Source organism: Streptomyces sp. CWNU-52B, assembly GCF_047444975.1.
Taxonomy (GTDB): Bacteria; Actinomycetota; Actinomycetes; order Streptomycetales; family Streptomycetaceae; genus Streptomyces.
This window is the reverse complement of the sequence record NZ_JBLFJV010000006.1, coordinates 175,407-189,565: the sequence shown is the minus strand read 5'-3', so window position 1 is coordinate 189,565 and position 14,159 is coordinate 175,407. Positions and strand designations below refer to the sequence as shown.

Below are 14,159 nucleotides of genomic sequence, written 5' to 3'. Positions count from 1 at the left end.
CACCGAGGCCCGAACCGGTTGTGGTGTCTACGCTGGGTGGTGATGCAGGGCAGCCGCCGTCGGAGCGAACCGGCGGCCTTAACAGCCGAGGAATCCCGTGAGTGACACCCCATTCGGATTCGGCCTTCCGCCGGAGGAGCCGGAGAACGGCGACGAGGGCAAGAAGAAGGACCAGCAGAGCGGTGGTGGTCAGGGACCTGCCAACCCGTTCGGTTTCGGGCCCGGCGGACCGGGAGGCGACAATCCGCTCGCAGCCATGTTCGGTTCGCTGAACCCCAACGACCTGGGCGCCGCGTTCCAGCAGCTGGGCCAGATGCTCTCCTACGAGGGCGGCCCGGTGAACTGGGACATGGCCAAGCAGATCGCCCGCCAGACGGTGTCCCAGGGCACCTCCGACGGCACGAAGGACGCGAGCATCGGTCCCGCCGACCGCTCCGCCGTCCAGGACGCGGTGCGGCTGGCCGACCTCTGGCTGGACGACGCGACGTCGCTGCCCTCCGGTGCCACGTCCGCCGTGGCCTGGAGCCGCGCGGAGTGGGTCGAGGCGACCCTGCCCGTGTGGAAGGAGCTCGTCGACCCGGTCGCCGAGCGCGTCGGCGCGGCCATGGGCGACGTCCTGCCCGAGGAGATGCAGGCCATGGCGGGCCCGCTGCTCGGCATGATGCGCTCCATGGGCGGCGCCATGTTCGGCACGCAGATCGGGCAGGCCGTCGGGGTGCTCGCGGGCGAGGTCGTCGGTTCGAGCGACGTCGGCCTGCCGCTCGGCCCGGCAGGCAAGGCCGCGCTGCTCCCGCTGAACATCGAGGCGTTCGGCAAGGACCTGGGGATCGCCCAGGACGAGGTCCGCCTCTACATCGCCCTGCGCGAGGCCGCCCACCAGCGGCTTTTCGCCCACGTGCCGTGGCTGCGCTCACATCTCTTCGGCGCCGTCGAGGGGTACGCGCGCGGGATCAAGGTCGACACGGCCAAGCTGGAGGACGTCGTCGGCCAGTTCGACCCGCAGAACCCCGAAGAGCTGCAGCAGGCACTTCAGCAAGGCATGTTCCAGCCGGAGGACACTCCGGAGCAGAAGGCCGCGCTGGCCCGCCTGGAAACGGCTCTGGCACTCGTCGAGGGCTGGGTCGACGCGGTCGTGCACTCGGCCGCGAAGCCCCGTCTGTCGTCCGCCGACGCGCTGCGGGAGACCCTGCGCCGCCGCCGCGCCACGGGCGGCCCCGCCGAGCAGACGTTCGCCACGCTGATCGGCCTGGAACTGCGCCCGCGACGGCTGCGGGACGCCTCGCGGCTGTGGGCCTCGCTCACGGACGCGCGCGGGGTCGACGGCCGGGACGGCCTGTGGGCGCACCCGGACATGCTGCCGACGGCTTCCGACCTGGACGACCCGGACGGCTTCGTGCACCGCGAGCAGCTGGACTTCTCCGAGCTCGACAAGATGCTCGGCGAGGCCGCGGACGGTTCACCCGACAAGCCCAATCTGACGAAGGACGAGGCCGAGGGCGGGAGCGAGCGCCAGGGCGAGGCCAAGAGCAAGGACGCCGACCCGGGCGACGACAGGGACGACGACAAGGGCGACAGCGAAAAGTGACCCTGTACGACGACGCCGTCCTGGTCCTGAAGGACGTCGAGGGCCAGGAGCAGTTGCGCCAGGCCTACCTCGACCACCTGGGGGCCCACCCGGACGGCATGTGGAAGGCCTGCACGGCCGGGCACGTCACGGCGAGCGCGCTGGTGATCGACCCGGACCGGGGCAGGGTGCTGCTGACGCTCCACAGGAAGCTCCGGATGTGGCTCCAGATGGGCGGCCACTGCGAGCCCGAGGACACCACCCTGGAGGCCGCGGCCCTGCGTGAGGCCACGGAGGAGTCGGGCATCGCGGGACTGACGCTGCTCCCGGGCGGTCCCGTGCGGCTCGACCGGCATCCCATCCCGCCGCCGTGCCACTGCCACTTCGACGTCCAGTACGCGGCCGTGGCCGCCCCGGGTGCCGTCCAGGAGATCAGCGACGAGTCCCTGGACCTGCGCTGGTTCACCTACGACGAGGTGCCGCAGGTGGCCGACGCCTCCGTGGTCCGCCTCCTGGCAGCCACCCGGGCGAGGCTCTGAGAAGGAGGCGTGGGTAAGGGGCGGCCGCAATGGCGACCGCCCCTTACCCACGTGCCCTTTCAGGGGCGCGGGGACCGCGCGACCAGCCACGGCCGGCCCGCGGATGCCCGACAGCCACGCACCTCCCGGAGCGCTAGCTCCAGGCGTTCCCCTGGTTCTGCCCCCGCGCTCCCTGCTGCCCCATCCCGTACTGGGCGGCGAGCCCCGACCCGATGGCGGCGTTCTGCGGCGGCAGCATCTCGCTGGGCTGAACGAGCGCGTACCCCTGGCCCATGAAGCTCAGCTCCCAGCCCTCACCCGTGTTGCCACGGCGCCGGAACACTCCGGAGGAATGCGTCTGGGCCTGCATCTGGACGCGCAGGCTCGTGGACCAGGCGACGATCGCGTCGGCGTCGCAGTTGACGTACTTGTCCGGCGTGACCTGCATCATCAGCGGCATGCCCGACGTCATCAGGGCGACCTTGCCGCGCCCGCTGATGTTGAGCTGGTACTTGCCGGAGCCGGAGATCCCGTACTGGCTGTCCACGGCGATCACCTCGTGGTGCAGCGCGGAGTCCATCGCCAGGACGTAACTGCTGTCCACGGTGAGACCGTCCTGGTCCACGTCCACCACATGGATGTGCTGGGCGAGGTTGGCCAGGTAGACGGTGCCCTGCCCGTGGCAGCGCATCAGGTCGAGGCCCTCCCCGGTGTAGGCGCGCGAACGCTGCTGGCCGGAGTTCTGGAACTCCGCGTCGAACTCCACAAGTCCCTGGTAGGCGACCATGGTGCCCTTGCGGGCGAGCACATCGTCGTGACCCTCCAGCAGGACGCGCAGCATCTGCTTGTTCTGCAGGCTGTAGCGGTCCTGGGACTGCTGGTCGTTGTAGGCGAAAAGCGGGCTCTGCATGGTGTGTCCTCCCCCTCAGCCCCGTACCCGGAGGCGGTCGGTGCTGTCCTCGCTGGGCTGGACGACGACGATGCCCTGTCCGGAGAAGGCCATCTGGAAGGCCTCGCCGCTGCCTCGCCCGATCAGCGACTGCGCCTTGAAGCTGCGCTTGCCCTTCACCTTGAGGTTCGGGGACCAGGCGACGAGCGCGTCCGGGTCGACGTACGTCTCGTCCTCACCGCCGCCGCAGTCGACGACGATGGGCTTGCCCCGGGAGGTCAGCGCGACCCAGCCCTGTCCGGAGATCTTGGTGTTCCACAGTCCCTGGCCGGCGAACTTCGCCAGCCCCTTGACCCGCTCGACGCCCCACGTCAGGTGGGCGTCGAAGGCGAGCAGGTTGGTCGCGTTGACGGAGATCGCGTCGCCGTTGAGGTTGATGACGACGACGTTCGCCCCGTAGTCGGAGAGGTAGAGCAGGCCGTCTCCGGAGCACTTCATCAAAGGTGCGCCCTCGCCGGTCATCCAGTCCTTGGCGATCTGGCGCACGGCCGGCGGATTGGGCTCGTACTGGACGAAGCCTTCATAGGCGACCATCGACCCCACGCGCGCGAGGAGGTCGCTTCCGGTCTGCATGGCGACCTTGAGCATGTGATCGCCGTGGTTCTCCATGCGCGCGGCAACGGGTGCCGGGGCGAAGCCCGCGAGTTGCTGGTTCATTTAGGACGGGCTCCCTCAGACCTCGTACGGCTGGACGACGATGAAATTCCCGGGAGCGCCGCGGAACTGGAGGTTCACGCTCTCCCCCGTGTCGCCCGGATAGGCGTTGCGGCGCATCCGCACCTGGCTGGAGACGATCACCTGGGAAGCGGCGGACCAGGCGACGACGGCGTTGCAGTCGGCGAACGTCGTCGGGGTCACGGGCAGGACGACGGGCACGCCACGCGTCTTCACGACGATCGTGCCGGTCCCCTGGAACTGCATCGTGAACAGGGCGCCGCCAGGGATGCCGTGTCCTTCGACGCGGCGCACCTCGTACTGGAGCGTCTCGTCGAAGGCGAGGACGTTCTCAGCGGAGACGCAGACGGCGTCTCCCTGCAGCTCGATGGGGTGCAGCATGGCGGAGTTCTCCGCGAGGAACACCTGGCCGCGGCCCGAACAGCGCATGAGCTGCATCTCCTGGCCGGTCGCGTTGCCCACGATCCGGCCGGAGAACCCGGCGCCCTTGTAGCTGAAGTCGACCTTGCCCTGGTACAGGACCATGCTGCCCTGGCGGGCCAGTACGGCCTGGTCGCCGCCCATGCCGAGGTCGACCCGGACCAGCTTCTTGTTCTGCTGGGTCCAGCGCTGCCCGGTGGGCGTCTCCTTGAACATCTGCAGCGCCGCGGTGACACCCGCGCCGCCCTGGGGGGTGCCCTGCGGCACTCCGTACCCGCCGGGCGCACCCGGCGGACCGGGCTGACCCGGCACCTGACCGAAGGGCGGCTGCTGGCCGTAGCCCCCAGGCGCGGGCGGCTGGCCGTAGCCCGGAGGCGGGCCGGGGGCCTGAGGTGCCTGAGGCATCTGGGGCTGTCCGTAACCGGGCGGCAGGGGTGCGGTCTGGCCGGGGGCCTGGCCGTACGGAGGCTGCTGACCCGGCTGACCGTAGGGCGCCGGAGCGGGTGCCGGAGGCGGTACGGGGGCGCCGCCGGGCGGAGTCATGGGCGCGACGATGGTCGGCGCGGCGTGTATCGGAGGTGCGGGCGCCGGTGGCGTGTGCCCCGGAGGCGGCGCGAAACCCTGAGCGGGCTGCGGCGCGGGCGGAACAGGCGCGGGAGCGGGCGGCACCGCGGGGCCTGCCGGAGCCCCGAACGCGGGGGGCGCGGCGGCCTGGCCCGGCGGCGCGAACGACGGCGCACCGGCCTGCGGCGCCGGCGCGGCCGGCTCCTCCTCGGCGACCTCGCCGCCGAAGTTCTTCAGCAGCGCGTCGAGCCCGCCGTCGAAGCCCTGTCCGACGGCGGCGAAGCGCCACACGTCCTTCAGGTAGAAGTCGCCGAGCATCACGGCACGCTCGGTGGAGAACTCGGCGCCGGTGAACGAGTACCGGGCCACCTCCTCGCCGCCCGCCACGATCCGGATGTACCCGGGCGCGACCTGGGACATCTGTCCGGCACCGTCGAGGGTCGCCGTGAACGACAGTTTCTGGATCTGCGGCGGGATCCTGTCGAGGGTGACGCGGAAGGACTCCGTGTCTCCCGCCTGGGCGCCGAGAAGCTGAATGGACTCCTCAGGAGTCTTCGGCTGGTTGAAGAAGACGAAGTACTGGTCGTCCGACAGCTGTTCGTCGGCGTCCAGTCCGAAGCAGCTGATGTCGAAGGTCAGCCCGGGGCCGGTGATCTGCACACCCACGTACAGATCGGTGCCCGAGGTGAGGTCACTGATCCTGGCCTTGTGGCCGCGTTGGAATTCCCTGGCCATGCGTAACGACCGTCCCCCATCCCGAATACAAGTGCGTCGCGTCAGGCTAACGGCAAAATCCGGCCGCGGAGGAAGCCGGTACAGACCCGGTACACAATCCGTGCGGTCGCCCGCCTGGTCAGGGATCCGGTGTCGTGTCACTCACCGCGGGCGGCGGGCAGATGGGGCAGCCGGTCGGCGGCGACCACTCCTTCGAGGTAGCCGCGGGCCCGCTCGGTCCGCGGGTAGGCCTCAAGGAGCCGCCAGAAATCCGGCCCGTGACCGGGCACCAGCAGATGGGCGAGCTCGTGGACAAGGACGTAGTCGACGACGTACTCGGGCATGCCCTGCAGGCGGTGCGAGAGACGGATACTGCCCTCGGCCGGGGTGCACGAACCCCATCGCGTGTTCTGATTGGTGACCCAGCGCACCGAGGTGGGCCGGGCCCGGCCCGCGAAGTGCAGCTCGGAGAGGCGGGCGGCACGCTCGGACAGTTCCGTGTCGCCGAGCACCCGTTTGTTCTCCTGGGCGGCCAGCTTGTCGAGCATGACGGTGACCCAGCGCTGCTCCTCCGCCTCGGACATCCGGGCGGGAATGAGCACGACGGTGCGATCGCCCTCACGGTACGCGGAGACCGTTCTGCGCCGTCGCGCGCTCCTGCGGACCTCGATCGCGCTCGCCCCCGAGCCGCTTGGCGGCTGGCTCGTCGTGCTGCGCTGTGGGTTTCCGGCGCGGTGCAGTGGGTCGGCGGGCACGCCCCGACGTTACCCGTTGCGCATGGGGGAAGTCCCGCCTCCGGTACGCATCGATGCCGAACCGCACCCCACGCGCTCGATTTGTACGACGAGCACCCACGCCCTGTGGATAACTTTCGGCACGCGCCAGGCAAAGCGGGCATCCTGTCATTCGACCGGCGGAGCGGGACGAAACTCCCCGGCGCGACAGGCACGTGAGCCGCCAGCGGCATGTGAGCGGTGTCACGAACGGGGACGTACGGGGGGGCGCTTCATGCATCCGATGGTGAAACCCGCGCTGCGGCGCGGCTGGCGGGATCTGCACACCGTGCAGTTCGGGATGGCACCCGCTCACGCGATGGTGCTCGGCCCGCTGGACACGGCGACGGGCAGTGTCCTGACGTTGCTCGACGGGACACGCGGGCTGCCTCTCCTGCGCGACGAGGGACGTCGGATGGGTCTGCCCGACGGCCGCGTCGACGGTCTCGTGGAGCGGCTGTCCCGGGCCGGACTCCTCGACGACGCCACGGGCGGCGGCCCCGGCGCGGACTCCCTGCGCGGGAAGCAGGGGGTGCTGGACCGGCTCCGGCCCGACGCCGCCTCGCTCTCCCTCGTCGCCCCTGAGCCGGGCGAGGCCATGCGCCGGCTGGCGGCCCGCCGCTCACTGCGCGTACAGGTACGGGGCGCGGGCAGAGTCGGGGCCGTCCTGGCCTCGGCGCTGGCGGGCGCGGGCGTGGGCCGGGTCGATGTCCAGGACGGTGGCCGCGTCGAACCCTGGGACGTGGCTCCGGGCGGGCTGCCCGTGGAGTCCGTCGGCGAGCGCAGGGACGAGGCCGCACGGCGCGCGGTGCGCAGAGCGGCCCCTGACCGCCCGCCCCGGCAGGGCACCGCCCGGTCCGCTCCGGAGCACGACGAACGAGGCCTGTCCCTGGTGATCGTCGCGCCCCGGGACGGACTGGCCGTGCACGCGCCCGACCCGGCGGCCTGCAGGCCGCTGATCGACTCCGGTACGCCGCATCTGTTCGCCGGGATCGTGGAGGGCACCGGTGTCGTCGGCCCGCTGGTCCTGCCCGGTGACACCTCCTGCGCGGGCTGTCTGGAGCTGGGACGCACCGACCGGGATCCGGGCTGGCCGCGGCTGCTCGCTCAGTGGCGTTCCGGGCGGTCCCGCCAGGTGGCGGCGTGCGATCTGGCGCTGGCGACCACGGTCGCGGGGCTGGCCGCCGGCCATGCGCTCACCTTCCTGGACGGGGGACTACCGTCGAGTGCGGGTGCCCGCTGGGAAGTCTCGGTGCCGGGTTTCGACTGGCACGCCCGCCCGGTATGGCAGCATCCCGCATGCCCCTGCGGGGCCGGGGAGAGAGGTAAGGGGGAGCGGACCTCGGACGACGAAGGGCCGCACGCGACAATGGCCGGGCAACAGCCGCACGCGGCACGGCTGTCCGGTACTTGGAGGGCGCATGTCTGATCTTCCCCGGAAGGCTGTCACCCGAACCGCCAAGCTGGCCGCCCTGCCGCTCGGCTTCGCCGGACGCGCGACCTGGGGACTCGGCAAACGGATCGGTGGCAAGTCCGCCGAACTCGTGGGGCGCGAGCTGCAACAGCGCACAGCCGAGCAGTTGTTCAAGGTGCTCGGCGAGCTCAAGGGCGGCGCGATGAAGTTCGGGCAGGCCATGTCCGTCTTCGAGTCGGCGCTGCCCGAGGAGGTCGCCGGCCCGTATCGTGCGGCGCTCACCAAACTCCAGGAAGCGGCCCCGCCGATGCCGACGCGCACGGTGCACACCGTGCTGGCGGAGCGGCTCGGCGACGACTGGCAGGAGCTGTTCCTGGAGTTCCAGGACAAGCCCTCGGCGGCGGCCTCCATAGGGCAGGTGCACCGGGCCGTCTGGCACGACGGCCGGGAGGTCGCGGTCAAGGTCCAGTACCCGGGAGCGGGTGAGGCCCTGTTGTCCGATCTGAACCAGCTGAGCCGATTCGCCCGGCTGCTGGGCCCGCTGATCCCGGGCATGGACATCAAGCCGCTCATCGCGGAGCTGCGCGACCGGGTGTCCGAGGAGCTCGACTACGGCCTGGAGGCACAGGCGCAGCAGGCACACGCGGAGGAGTTCGCGGACGACCCGGACGTGCTGGTGCCCGCCGTGGTCCACCAGTGCAAACAGGTCCTGGTCACGGAGTGGATCGACGGGATCCCCCTGTCCGAGGTGATCACGGACGGTACGCAGGAGGAGCGGGACCGAGCCGGTCAGCTCCTCGCCCGCTTCCTCTTCTCCGGTCCGTCCCGCACCGGCCTGCTGCACGCCGATCCGCACCCGGGGAACTTCCGCCTCCTGCCGGCCGCTCCAGAGGACCCCGGGAGCGAGGACGGCTCCGAGGACTCCGGGGACAGGAGCGGCTGGCGGCTGGGCGTCCTGGACTTCGGCACGGTGGACCGCCTCCCGGACGGCCTGCCGTCGACGATCGGCGACTCTCTCCGCATGACCCTCGACGGGCAGGCGGAAGCGGTCTACGAACTGCTCCGCGAAGAGGGCTTCGTCAAGGAGGCCATAGAGCTGGACCCGGACGCCGTCCTGGACTACCTGCTCCCCATCATCGAGCCCGCCCTGCTCGACGAGTTCACCTTCAGCCGGACCTGGATGCGCAGCCAGGCGGCCCGGATCGCCGACCCCCGCTCCCTCGCGCACCAACTGGGCAAGCAGCTCAATCTGCCCCCGGCGTACCTGCTGATACACCGGGTGACCCTGAGCACGATCGGTGTGCTGTGCCAGCTGGGAGCGACGGTGCGGCTGCGGCAGGAGCTGGAGGACTGGTTGCCCGGCTTTCTCCCGGAGGACGAGGCAGCGGCGGAGGCGGAACCGGCCCCGGGGCTGGACGAGAAGGGCTCAGCGGCCGGGGCGTGAGCCAACGCACCGCGGGGGCCGGTCCGTTCGGACCGACCCCCGCGACCCCCCGATCAGCGGTTGTTCGTGTTGCCCGCTGTCTCGTCTGTCGTGCTGTTCGTGTTGTCGTTCGTGCTGCTCTCGGCCGGTGGGCCTTACTGCATGACCGCCATGGCCAGAGCGCGGCGGGCCCGCAGCGAGGCGCGCTCGGCGCGGCGCTGCATACGGCGGGCCGTCACCAGGCGCATGGCCCTGCGTTCCTGCTCGGCTTCATGGATTCGGTCGTGCATATGCGCACGAGCGAGGGCTTCTGGGATGAGTTGCATCTCTCGGGTCCTGTTCTGGCGTGAGTCGTTGCCGCCGGTGGCGGTGAAGTCTGGAATCGCGGAGCCGGTGGGCTCGCCTGCGGACGGCTTCATCGGGGCCTGTTTCTTCGGGTCGTGCGTCAGGGGGCGATCGATCGTTCCTACGGTGTTCATGCCGCGACCGGGTTCTTGCGCGGGCGGCCACGCGGCCGCTTCCGGGCGACAACGACACCCTGGACGAAGAGCTCGCCGCCCCAGACGCCCCAGGGCTCACGCCGCTCCTTGGCGCCGGCGAGGCAGGCCTCGATCAGCGGGCAGGTGCGGCAGAGGGACTTGGCGTACTCGACATCGGCCGGCGACTCGGCGAAGAAGACCTCCGGGTCGTACGAACGGCAGGGGACGGGCACGCCGAGGTTCTCGATGGCGTCGTCGAGCGCGGTCAGCGCGGTGAGCGGGATCAAGGTGGAGTCCTCCGTGGAACCGGGCGGGGTGATCGTTTCGGAAGGCGGTACGGACGGGGCGTGCGTTTCGAGTTGCACGGCGGGTCTTCCTCGTCTGGTCGTGCCGGCCGGGTTGGCCGGTTGGCGGCTGGTACCGGGGTTCTTGCTAGTCCCGAGGCTCCTTCGTGCTGCCGTCCCCGGTCGGGGGAAAACAAAAGGGCCGCGGATCCCGGGTGGGATTCCGCGGCCCTGAAGGCGCCGACCTGATCGTCGATCAGGCTGGATCACTCCAGGGGTCAGGCCCACGGAAGGCCCACATCGTGTGGTGCGTCTGCTTGTCGGCTCCGGCACCGGTGGCCGTAAAGGCATAGGTCTGCGCCTGTGCTTCTACTGCTGCCAGTGCCTTCATCGGTCGCTCATTGCGCTCGCGAACAGGGAGTGCCGCGAGAGACACGGGGGACGCCGGCCGAATGGCAGCGATGCCGGACAGACCGGTGCCCAGGTTCGAGAAGCCGAGCAGGCAGGTGGAGACGACCGAGCGATCGGTCATTTTGGTCGTGCTGGCGGAGCTGCTGATGATGCTGATCACTGGAATCGCCTCCTCTCGGCGTCTCTGGGACCGGCGAGCCGGTCCGTCGGTTGTTAAGTACAGCACGGAACCTGGCCCTTCGAGAAGGGCGCCGTTTCCGTGCTTTAGAACCTATGGGGATTGCTGGGGCATGCGCAAACTATTTTCTCGACGAGTTTGAATCATTCCTCGCCTTCACCCGTCTCAAGCTCTTGACCTGCGCAGATGGCGAGTACGTCGGTTCCGTAGCGGTTGAGCTTGCGGGTGCGGACTCCCGGGATGCGGGCCAGCTCAACCGGAGTGGACGGCACCGCTTCCGCGATGGCCATCAGTGTCTTGTCCGTGAAGACGCAGAAATCGGGCTGACCGCTGCCTCTGGCCTGGACCGCCCGCCAGTCGCGGAGCCGTTCGTAGAGCCCTTCGTCCATGTCGGAGGGGCAGTCCTCGCAGCGCATCAGTTTCATCTCGCCGGCGTCGCTGAGCGTGCGGCCGCAGACCCGGCAGCGGGCGGGGGTGCGGTTGGTCCGCCGGATCTCGCCGGGGGCGCTGCCCGGGGCTCCGCGCTCGATGCCGCCCGAGCCGCCGGGACCGCTCGCGCCGCCGCGGCCCGCGGTGGGGACGGAGCCGGGGCGCAGACCGTCGAGGAAGCGGCTGGGCCGGCGATTGGGGCGGCCGCCGGGTGAGCGGGACTGCGACCAGGAGACGGACAGGTGCTCTCTGGCGCGGGTGACGCCGACGTAGAGGAGGCGGCGCTCCTCCTCGACCTGTTCGTCCGTCTTGGCGTAGGAGATCGGCATCATGCCTTCAGCGACGCCGACCAGGAAGACGACGTCCCACTCCAGGCCCTTCGCGGAGTGGAGGGAGGCGAGGGTGACGCCCTGGACGGTCGGGGCGTGCTGGGCGCCGGCGCGCTCTTCCAGTTCGGCGACGAGATCGCCGAGGGTGGCGTCGGCTTTCGCGGCGGAGAAGTCCTGGGCCAGGTTGGCGAGGGCGGCCAGGGATTCCCAGCGCTCTCTGACCGCGCCGGAGCCGGCCGGTGGCTGGTGGGTCCAGCCGTCGCCGGACAGGACGGCTCGTACCTGCGAGGGCAGGTCGGGTGCGTCGTCGAGGAGCGAGTCGTTCCCGCCGAAGCGGGCCGCGCCGCGCAGGCCGTGGATGGCCCGCTTCACCTCGGGGCGGTCGAAGAAGCGCTCGGCTCCGCGCAGCTGGTAGGGCACCGCGACGTCGGCGAGGGCCTGTTCGTAGATCTCGGACTGCGAGTTCGTACGGAAGAGGATCGCGATCTCGCTCGCGGGAGTGCCGGAGGCGATGAGGTCGCGGATGCGTCGGGCGGCCCCCTCGGCCTCGGCGGGCTCGTCGGTGTACTCGGCGTAGCCGGGCTCGGGCCCCGCGGTGCGCTGGGAGATCAGCTCCAGCCGGTGGTCGGCGGCGCGGCCGCGGGCCTGGGCGAGCAGGCCGTTGGCGAGATGGACCACCTGGGGGGTGGAGCGGTAGTCGCGGACGAGTTTGACGACGGTGGCCCCGGGGTGACGGGTGCGGAAGTCGAGGAGGTGGTCGGGGGTCGCGCCGGTGAAGGAGTAGATGGTCTGGCTGGCGTCGCCGACGACACAGAGGCTGTCGCGCTCGCCGAGCCACAGCTCCAGGAGGCGCTGCTGGAGGGGGCTGACGTCCTGGTACTCGTCGACCACGAAGTGCTGGTACTGGGCACGGACCGCTTCGGCGACGTTGTGCTGGTCCTGGAGGATGCCGACGGTCAGCAGCAGGACATCCTCGAAGTCGATGACACCGCGGCCGCGCTTGATGTCCTCGTACGCGGCGTAGACCTGGGCGATCTCGGCGCGGTTGCGGGGGGCCTCACGTCCGGCCTTGACCGCCGCCGCGGCGTAGTCGGCGGGGACGGTCTGGGTGACCTTGGACCATTCGATCTCGGAGGTCACGTCACGCAGTTCGCCGCGGTCCAGTCGGATACGGCACGCGGCCGCGGCGTCGGCGACCAGTTGGATCTTGCGGTCGACGATTCGGGGCAGGCTGCCACCGACGGCTTTCGGCCAGAAGTACTGGAGCTGACGCAGGGCGGCGGAGTGGAAGGTGCGGGCCTGGACCCCGGAGGCACCGAGCTGGCGGAGCCGGCCGCGCATCTCTCCCGCGGCACGGTTGGTGAAGGTGACGGCGAGCACGCTGGAGGGCTGGAGGATCCCCGCCCGCACCCCGTAGGCGATGCGGTGGGTGATGGCGCGGGTCTTGCCCGTGCCGGCCCCGGCGAGCACGCACACCGGACCGTGCAGCGCGGTGGCGACCTCGCGCTGCTCGGGGTCGAGGCCTTCCAGTACCGCGTCGGCCCCGCTCGGCACAGCCGGGTACTGAGAGCCGTGGGCGCCCTGCGGGAAGAGGGTGGAATGCGTTGCTGGTGTCACCCCGCCATGCTGCCAGGTCGGCAGAGGCGGGTGTGCCGGTTGTCCACAGGCAGACGTCCGCGGTCGTACTAATGCGGCGGTCGACGCTGGGACCGGTGCTGCCCGCGCCGGTGGGAGTGCCGGGGAATGGCCGACCGGTCGCGTACGTTCCCTTCACTGCGAACACGCACCTCCCTGCAGCGAAGGAGCACGAGAGACATGCCGGGCACTGTGACGATGTACAGCACCACGTGGTGCGGCTACTGCCGTCGGCTGAAGGGCCAGATGGACCGTGAGGGCATCACGTACGACGAGATCAACATCGAGCACGACCCGGCGTCCGCGGCGTTCGTGGAGAAGGCGAACGGCGGAAACCAGACGGTTCCCACCGTTCTCTTCCCGGACGGTTCGACGCTGACGAACCCTTCGCTCGCGCAGGTCAAGCAGAAGATCGGCGCCTAGCGTCCGCGGCGGGCGGTTCCCTCCTCAGGTGGCCGTTCCGCGCGTCGGCAGGGGTTTGCCGTACCAGAGTTCGATCAGGCGGGCCGCAATCGAGATGCCGTACGGAGGCAGGACCTCCCCGGACTCGAAGGCGGCCCGCAGGTCTTCGCGGGAGAACCAGCGTGCTTCCTCGATCTCCTCGCCGTCGACGTTGATCTCCGCCGAGGTGGCGCGGGCCATGAAGCCCAGCATGAGGCTGGAGGGGAAGGGCCACGGCTGGCTGGCGACGTACTCGACCTCGCCGACGGTGATGCCGGCCTCTTCGAAGACCTCGCGGCGGACCGACTGCTCGATGGACTCTCCGGGCTCGACGAAGCCGGCGAGGGTGGAGAAGCGGCCTTCGGGCCAGTGCACCTGACGGCCGAGCAGGATGCGGTCCTCGTTGTCCGTCACCGCCATGATCACGGCGGGATCGGTGCGGGGGTAGTGCTCCGCGCCGCAGGCGGGGCAGCGGCGGATGTGGCCGGCCGCGGCGATCACCGTGCGTTCGCCGCAGCGGGAGCAGAAGCGGTGCAGGCGCTGCCAGTTCTCCAGGGCGACCGCGTGCACCATGAGGCCCGCGTCGCGGGGCGACAGGAGCAGGCCGGCCTCACGCAGGCCCGCCGCGCGCGCGGACTGGTCCATGCGGCCGGGGAGGGTGTCCTTCTGGAGGGCGAAGTAGCTGACGCCGTCGTCGTCGGTGCCCAGGAAGTAACGGTGTGCTTCGGTGAGGGGCGCCTCGAAGGACGGGGTCATGACGAGTTCGGTGGTGCCGTCGGACGTCTCGTCGATGAGGACCTGGCCGCCGGACACCACGAAGGCGCGGGTGGTGGGGTGGCTCCACGCCGCGGCGAGCCAGGCCTCGTCGAGCCGGTGGTGCGCGGCCCGGTCGATGCCGTTCGGGGCGGTGAGCGAGATGGGACGGTCGGCGGTGTGATCGGTCCAGGTGGTCACGGGTG

14 protein-coding genes are annotated in these 14,159 nt (G+C 70.7%); 5 read left to right on the top strand and 9 right to left on the bottom strand.

Going from position 1 to position 14,159, the window contains the following annotated elements; all coding sequences use genetic code 11:
- Nucleotides 1–97 precede the first annotated feature (97 nt).
- Together ACLVWQ_RS08225 and ACLVWQ_RS08220 are read left to right on the top strand one after the other, a co-directional pair.
- The gene (locus ACLVWQ_RS08225) at nucleotides 98–1,585 is read left to right on the top strand and encodes a zinc-dependent metalloprotease (RefSeq protein WP_414107567.1); all 1,488 of its coding nucleotides are present in this window, start codon (nucleotides 98–100) and stop codon (nucleotides 1,583–1,585) included.
- Nucleotides 1,582–2,103, top strand: coding sequence for an NUDIX hydrolase (locus ACLVWQ_RS08220; protein ID WP_414107566.1), 522 nt, complete (start codon nucleotides 1,582–1,584; stop codon nucleotides 2,101–2,103). The genes ACLVWQ_RS08225 and ACLVWQ_RS08220 overlap by 4 nt, the downstream gene beginning before the upstream one ends.
- A gap of 133 nt (nucleotides 2,104–2,236) precedes the next feature.
- Here the strand turns inward: ACLVWQ_RS08220 and ACLVWQ_RS08215 are convergent, their stop codons facing one another.
- The 4 genes from ACLVWQ_RS08215 to ACLVWQ_RS08200 all read right to left on the bottom strand — a co-directional run bounded on the left by ACLVWQ_RS08215 (nucleotide 2,237) and on the right by ACLVWQ_RS08200 (nucleotide 6,159).
- The gene (locus ACLVWQ_RS08215) at nucleotides 2,237–2,992 is read right to left on the bottom strand and encodes an AIM24 family protein (protein ID WP_414107565.1); all 756 of its coding nucleotides are present in this window, start codon (nucleotides 2,990–2,992) and stop codon (nucleotides 2,237–2,239) included.
- 15 nt (nucleotides 2,993–3,007) lie between these two features.
- Entirely contained in the window at nucleotides 3,008–3,688 is a 681-nt protein-coding gene (locus ACLVWQ_RS08210; RefSeq protein ID WP_414107564.1) for an AIM24 family protein, read from the bottom strand.
- 15 nt (nucleotides 3,689–3,703) lie between these two features.
- Nucleotides 3,704–5,425, bottom strand: a complete 1,722-nt coding sequence (locus ACLVWQ_RS08205; RefSeq protein WP_414107563.1) for a TerD family protein — start codon at nucleotides 5,423–5,425, stop codon at nucleotides 3,704–3,706.
- 137 nt (nucleotides 5,426–5,562) lie between these two features.
- Nucleotides 5,563–6,159: a M48 family metallopeptidase gene (locus ACLVWQ_RS08200; protein ID WP_414107562.1), complete on the bottom strand. Its 597-nt coding sequence runs from the start codon at nucleotides 6,157–6,159 to the stop codon at nucleotides 5,563–5,565.
- Nucleotides 6,160–6,412: 253 nt separating this feature from the next.
- Here ACLVWQ_RS08200 and ACLVWQ_RS08195 point away from each other — a divergent pair, with 253 nt between their 5' ends.
- Nucleotides 6,413–7,606, top strand: coding sequence for a TOMM precursor leader peptide-binding protein (locus tag ACLVWQ_RS08195; protein WP_414107561.1), 1,194 nt, complete (start codon nucleotides 6,413–6,415; stop codon nucleotides 7,604–7,606).
- Nucleotides 7,599–9,035: an ABC1 kinase family protein gene (locus ACLVWQ_RS08190; protein ID WP_414107560.1), complete on the top strand. Its 1,437-nt coding sequence runs from the start codon at nucleotides 7,599–7,601 to the stop codon at nucleotides 9,033–9,035. Before ACLVWQ_RS08195 ends, ACLVWQ_RS08190 begins: the two co-directional genes overlap by 8 nt.
- Nucleotides 9,036–9,169: 134 nt before the next feature.
- Here the strand turns inward: ACLVWQ_RS08190 and ACLVWQ_RS08185 are convergent, their stop codons facing one another.
- The 4 genes from ACLVWQ_RS08185 to ACLVWQ_RS08170 form a co-directional block, all read right to left on the bottom strand.
- Nucleotides 9,170–9,493 (bottom strand): hypothetical protein, encoded by a 324-nt coding sequence (locus ACLVWQ_RS08185; RefSeq protein ID WP_414107559.1) that lies wholly within the window; start codon nucleotides 9,491–9,493, stop codon nucleotides 9,170–9,172.
- A complete protein-coding gene (locus ACLVWQ_RS08180; protein ID WP_414107558.1) occupies nucleotides 9,490–9,858 on the bottom strand; it encodes a WhiB family transcriptional regulator in 369 nt (122 codons plus the stop codon). The genes ACLVWQ_RS08185 and ACLVWQ_RS08180 overlap by 4 nt, the downstream gene beginning before the upstream one ends.
- A gap of 175 nt (nucleotides 9,859–10,033) precedes the next feature.
- Entirely contained in the window at nucleotides 10,034–10,348 is a 315-nt protein-coding gene (locus ACLVWQ_RS08175) for a hypothetical protein (protein WP_414107557.1), read from the bottom strand.
- A 161-nt stretch (nucleotides 10,349–10,509) separates the two neighbouring features.
- On the bottom strand, nucleotides 10,510–12,741 hold the full coding sequence (locus ACLVWQ_RS08170; protein ID WP_414107556.1) for an ATP-dependent DNA helicase UvrD2: 2,232 nt from the start codon (nucleotides 12,739–12,741) through the stop codon (nucleotides 10,510–10,512).
- A 198-nt stretch (nucleotides 12,742–12,939) separates the two neighbouring features.
- On the opposite strand from ACLVWQ_RS08170, the gene ACLVWQ_RS08165 reads away from it, so the two are divergent.
- Entirely contained in the window at nucleotides 12,940–13,182 is a 243-nt protein-coding gene (locus ACLVWQ_RS08165) for a mycoredoxin (protein WP_055506967.1), read from the top strand.
- Nucleotides 13,183–13,206: 24 nt separating this feature from the next.
- On the opposite strand, the gene nudC is transcribed toward ACLVWQ_RS08165, so the two are convergent.
- Nucleotides 13,207–14,154, bottom strand: a complete 948-nt coding sequence (gene nudC, locus ACLVWQ_RS08160; RefSeq protein ID WP_414107555.1) for an NAD(+) diphosphatase — start codon at nucleotides 14,152–14,154, stop codon at nucleotides 13,207–13,209.
- Between the last annotated feature and the right edge of the window lie 5 nt (nucleotides 14,155–14,159).

What these genes read in the sequence shown, in the direction of transcription:
- ACLVWQ_RS08215 (WP_414107565.1), bottom strand. Translation starts at nt 2,992, where the DNA reads ATGCAGAGCCCGCTTTTCGCCTACAACGACCAGCAGTCCCAGGACCGC.
- ACLVWQ_RS08210 (WP_414107564.1), bottom strand. Translation starts at nt 3,688, where the DNA reads ATGAACCAGCAACTCGCGGGCTTCGCCCCGGCACCCGTTGCCGCGCGC.
- ACLVWQ_RS08205 (WP_414107563.1), bottom strand. Translation starts at nt 5,425, where the DNA reads ATGGCCAGGGAATTCCAACGCGGCCACAAGGCCAGGATCAGTGACCTC.
- ACLVWQ_RS08195 (WP_414107561.1), top strand. Translation starts at nt 6,413, where the DNA reads ATGCATCCGATGGTGAAACCCGCGCTGCGGCGCGGCTGGCGGGATCTG.
- ACLVWQ_RS08190 (WP_414107560.1), top strand. Translation starts at nt 7,599, where the DNA reads ATGTCTGATCTTCCCCGGAAGGCTGTCACCCGAACCGCCAAGCTGGCC.
- ACLVWQ_RS08185 (WP_414107559.1), bottom strand. Translation starts at nt 9,493, where the DNA reads ATGAACACCGTAGGAACGATCGATCGCCCCCTGACGCACGACCCGAAG.
- ACLVWQ_RS08165 (WP_055506967.1), top strand. Translation starts at nt 12,940, where the DNA reads ATGCCGGGCACTGTGACGATGTACAGCACCACGTGGTGCGGCTACTGC.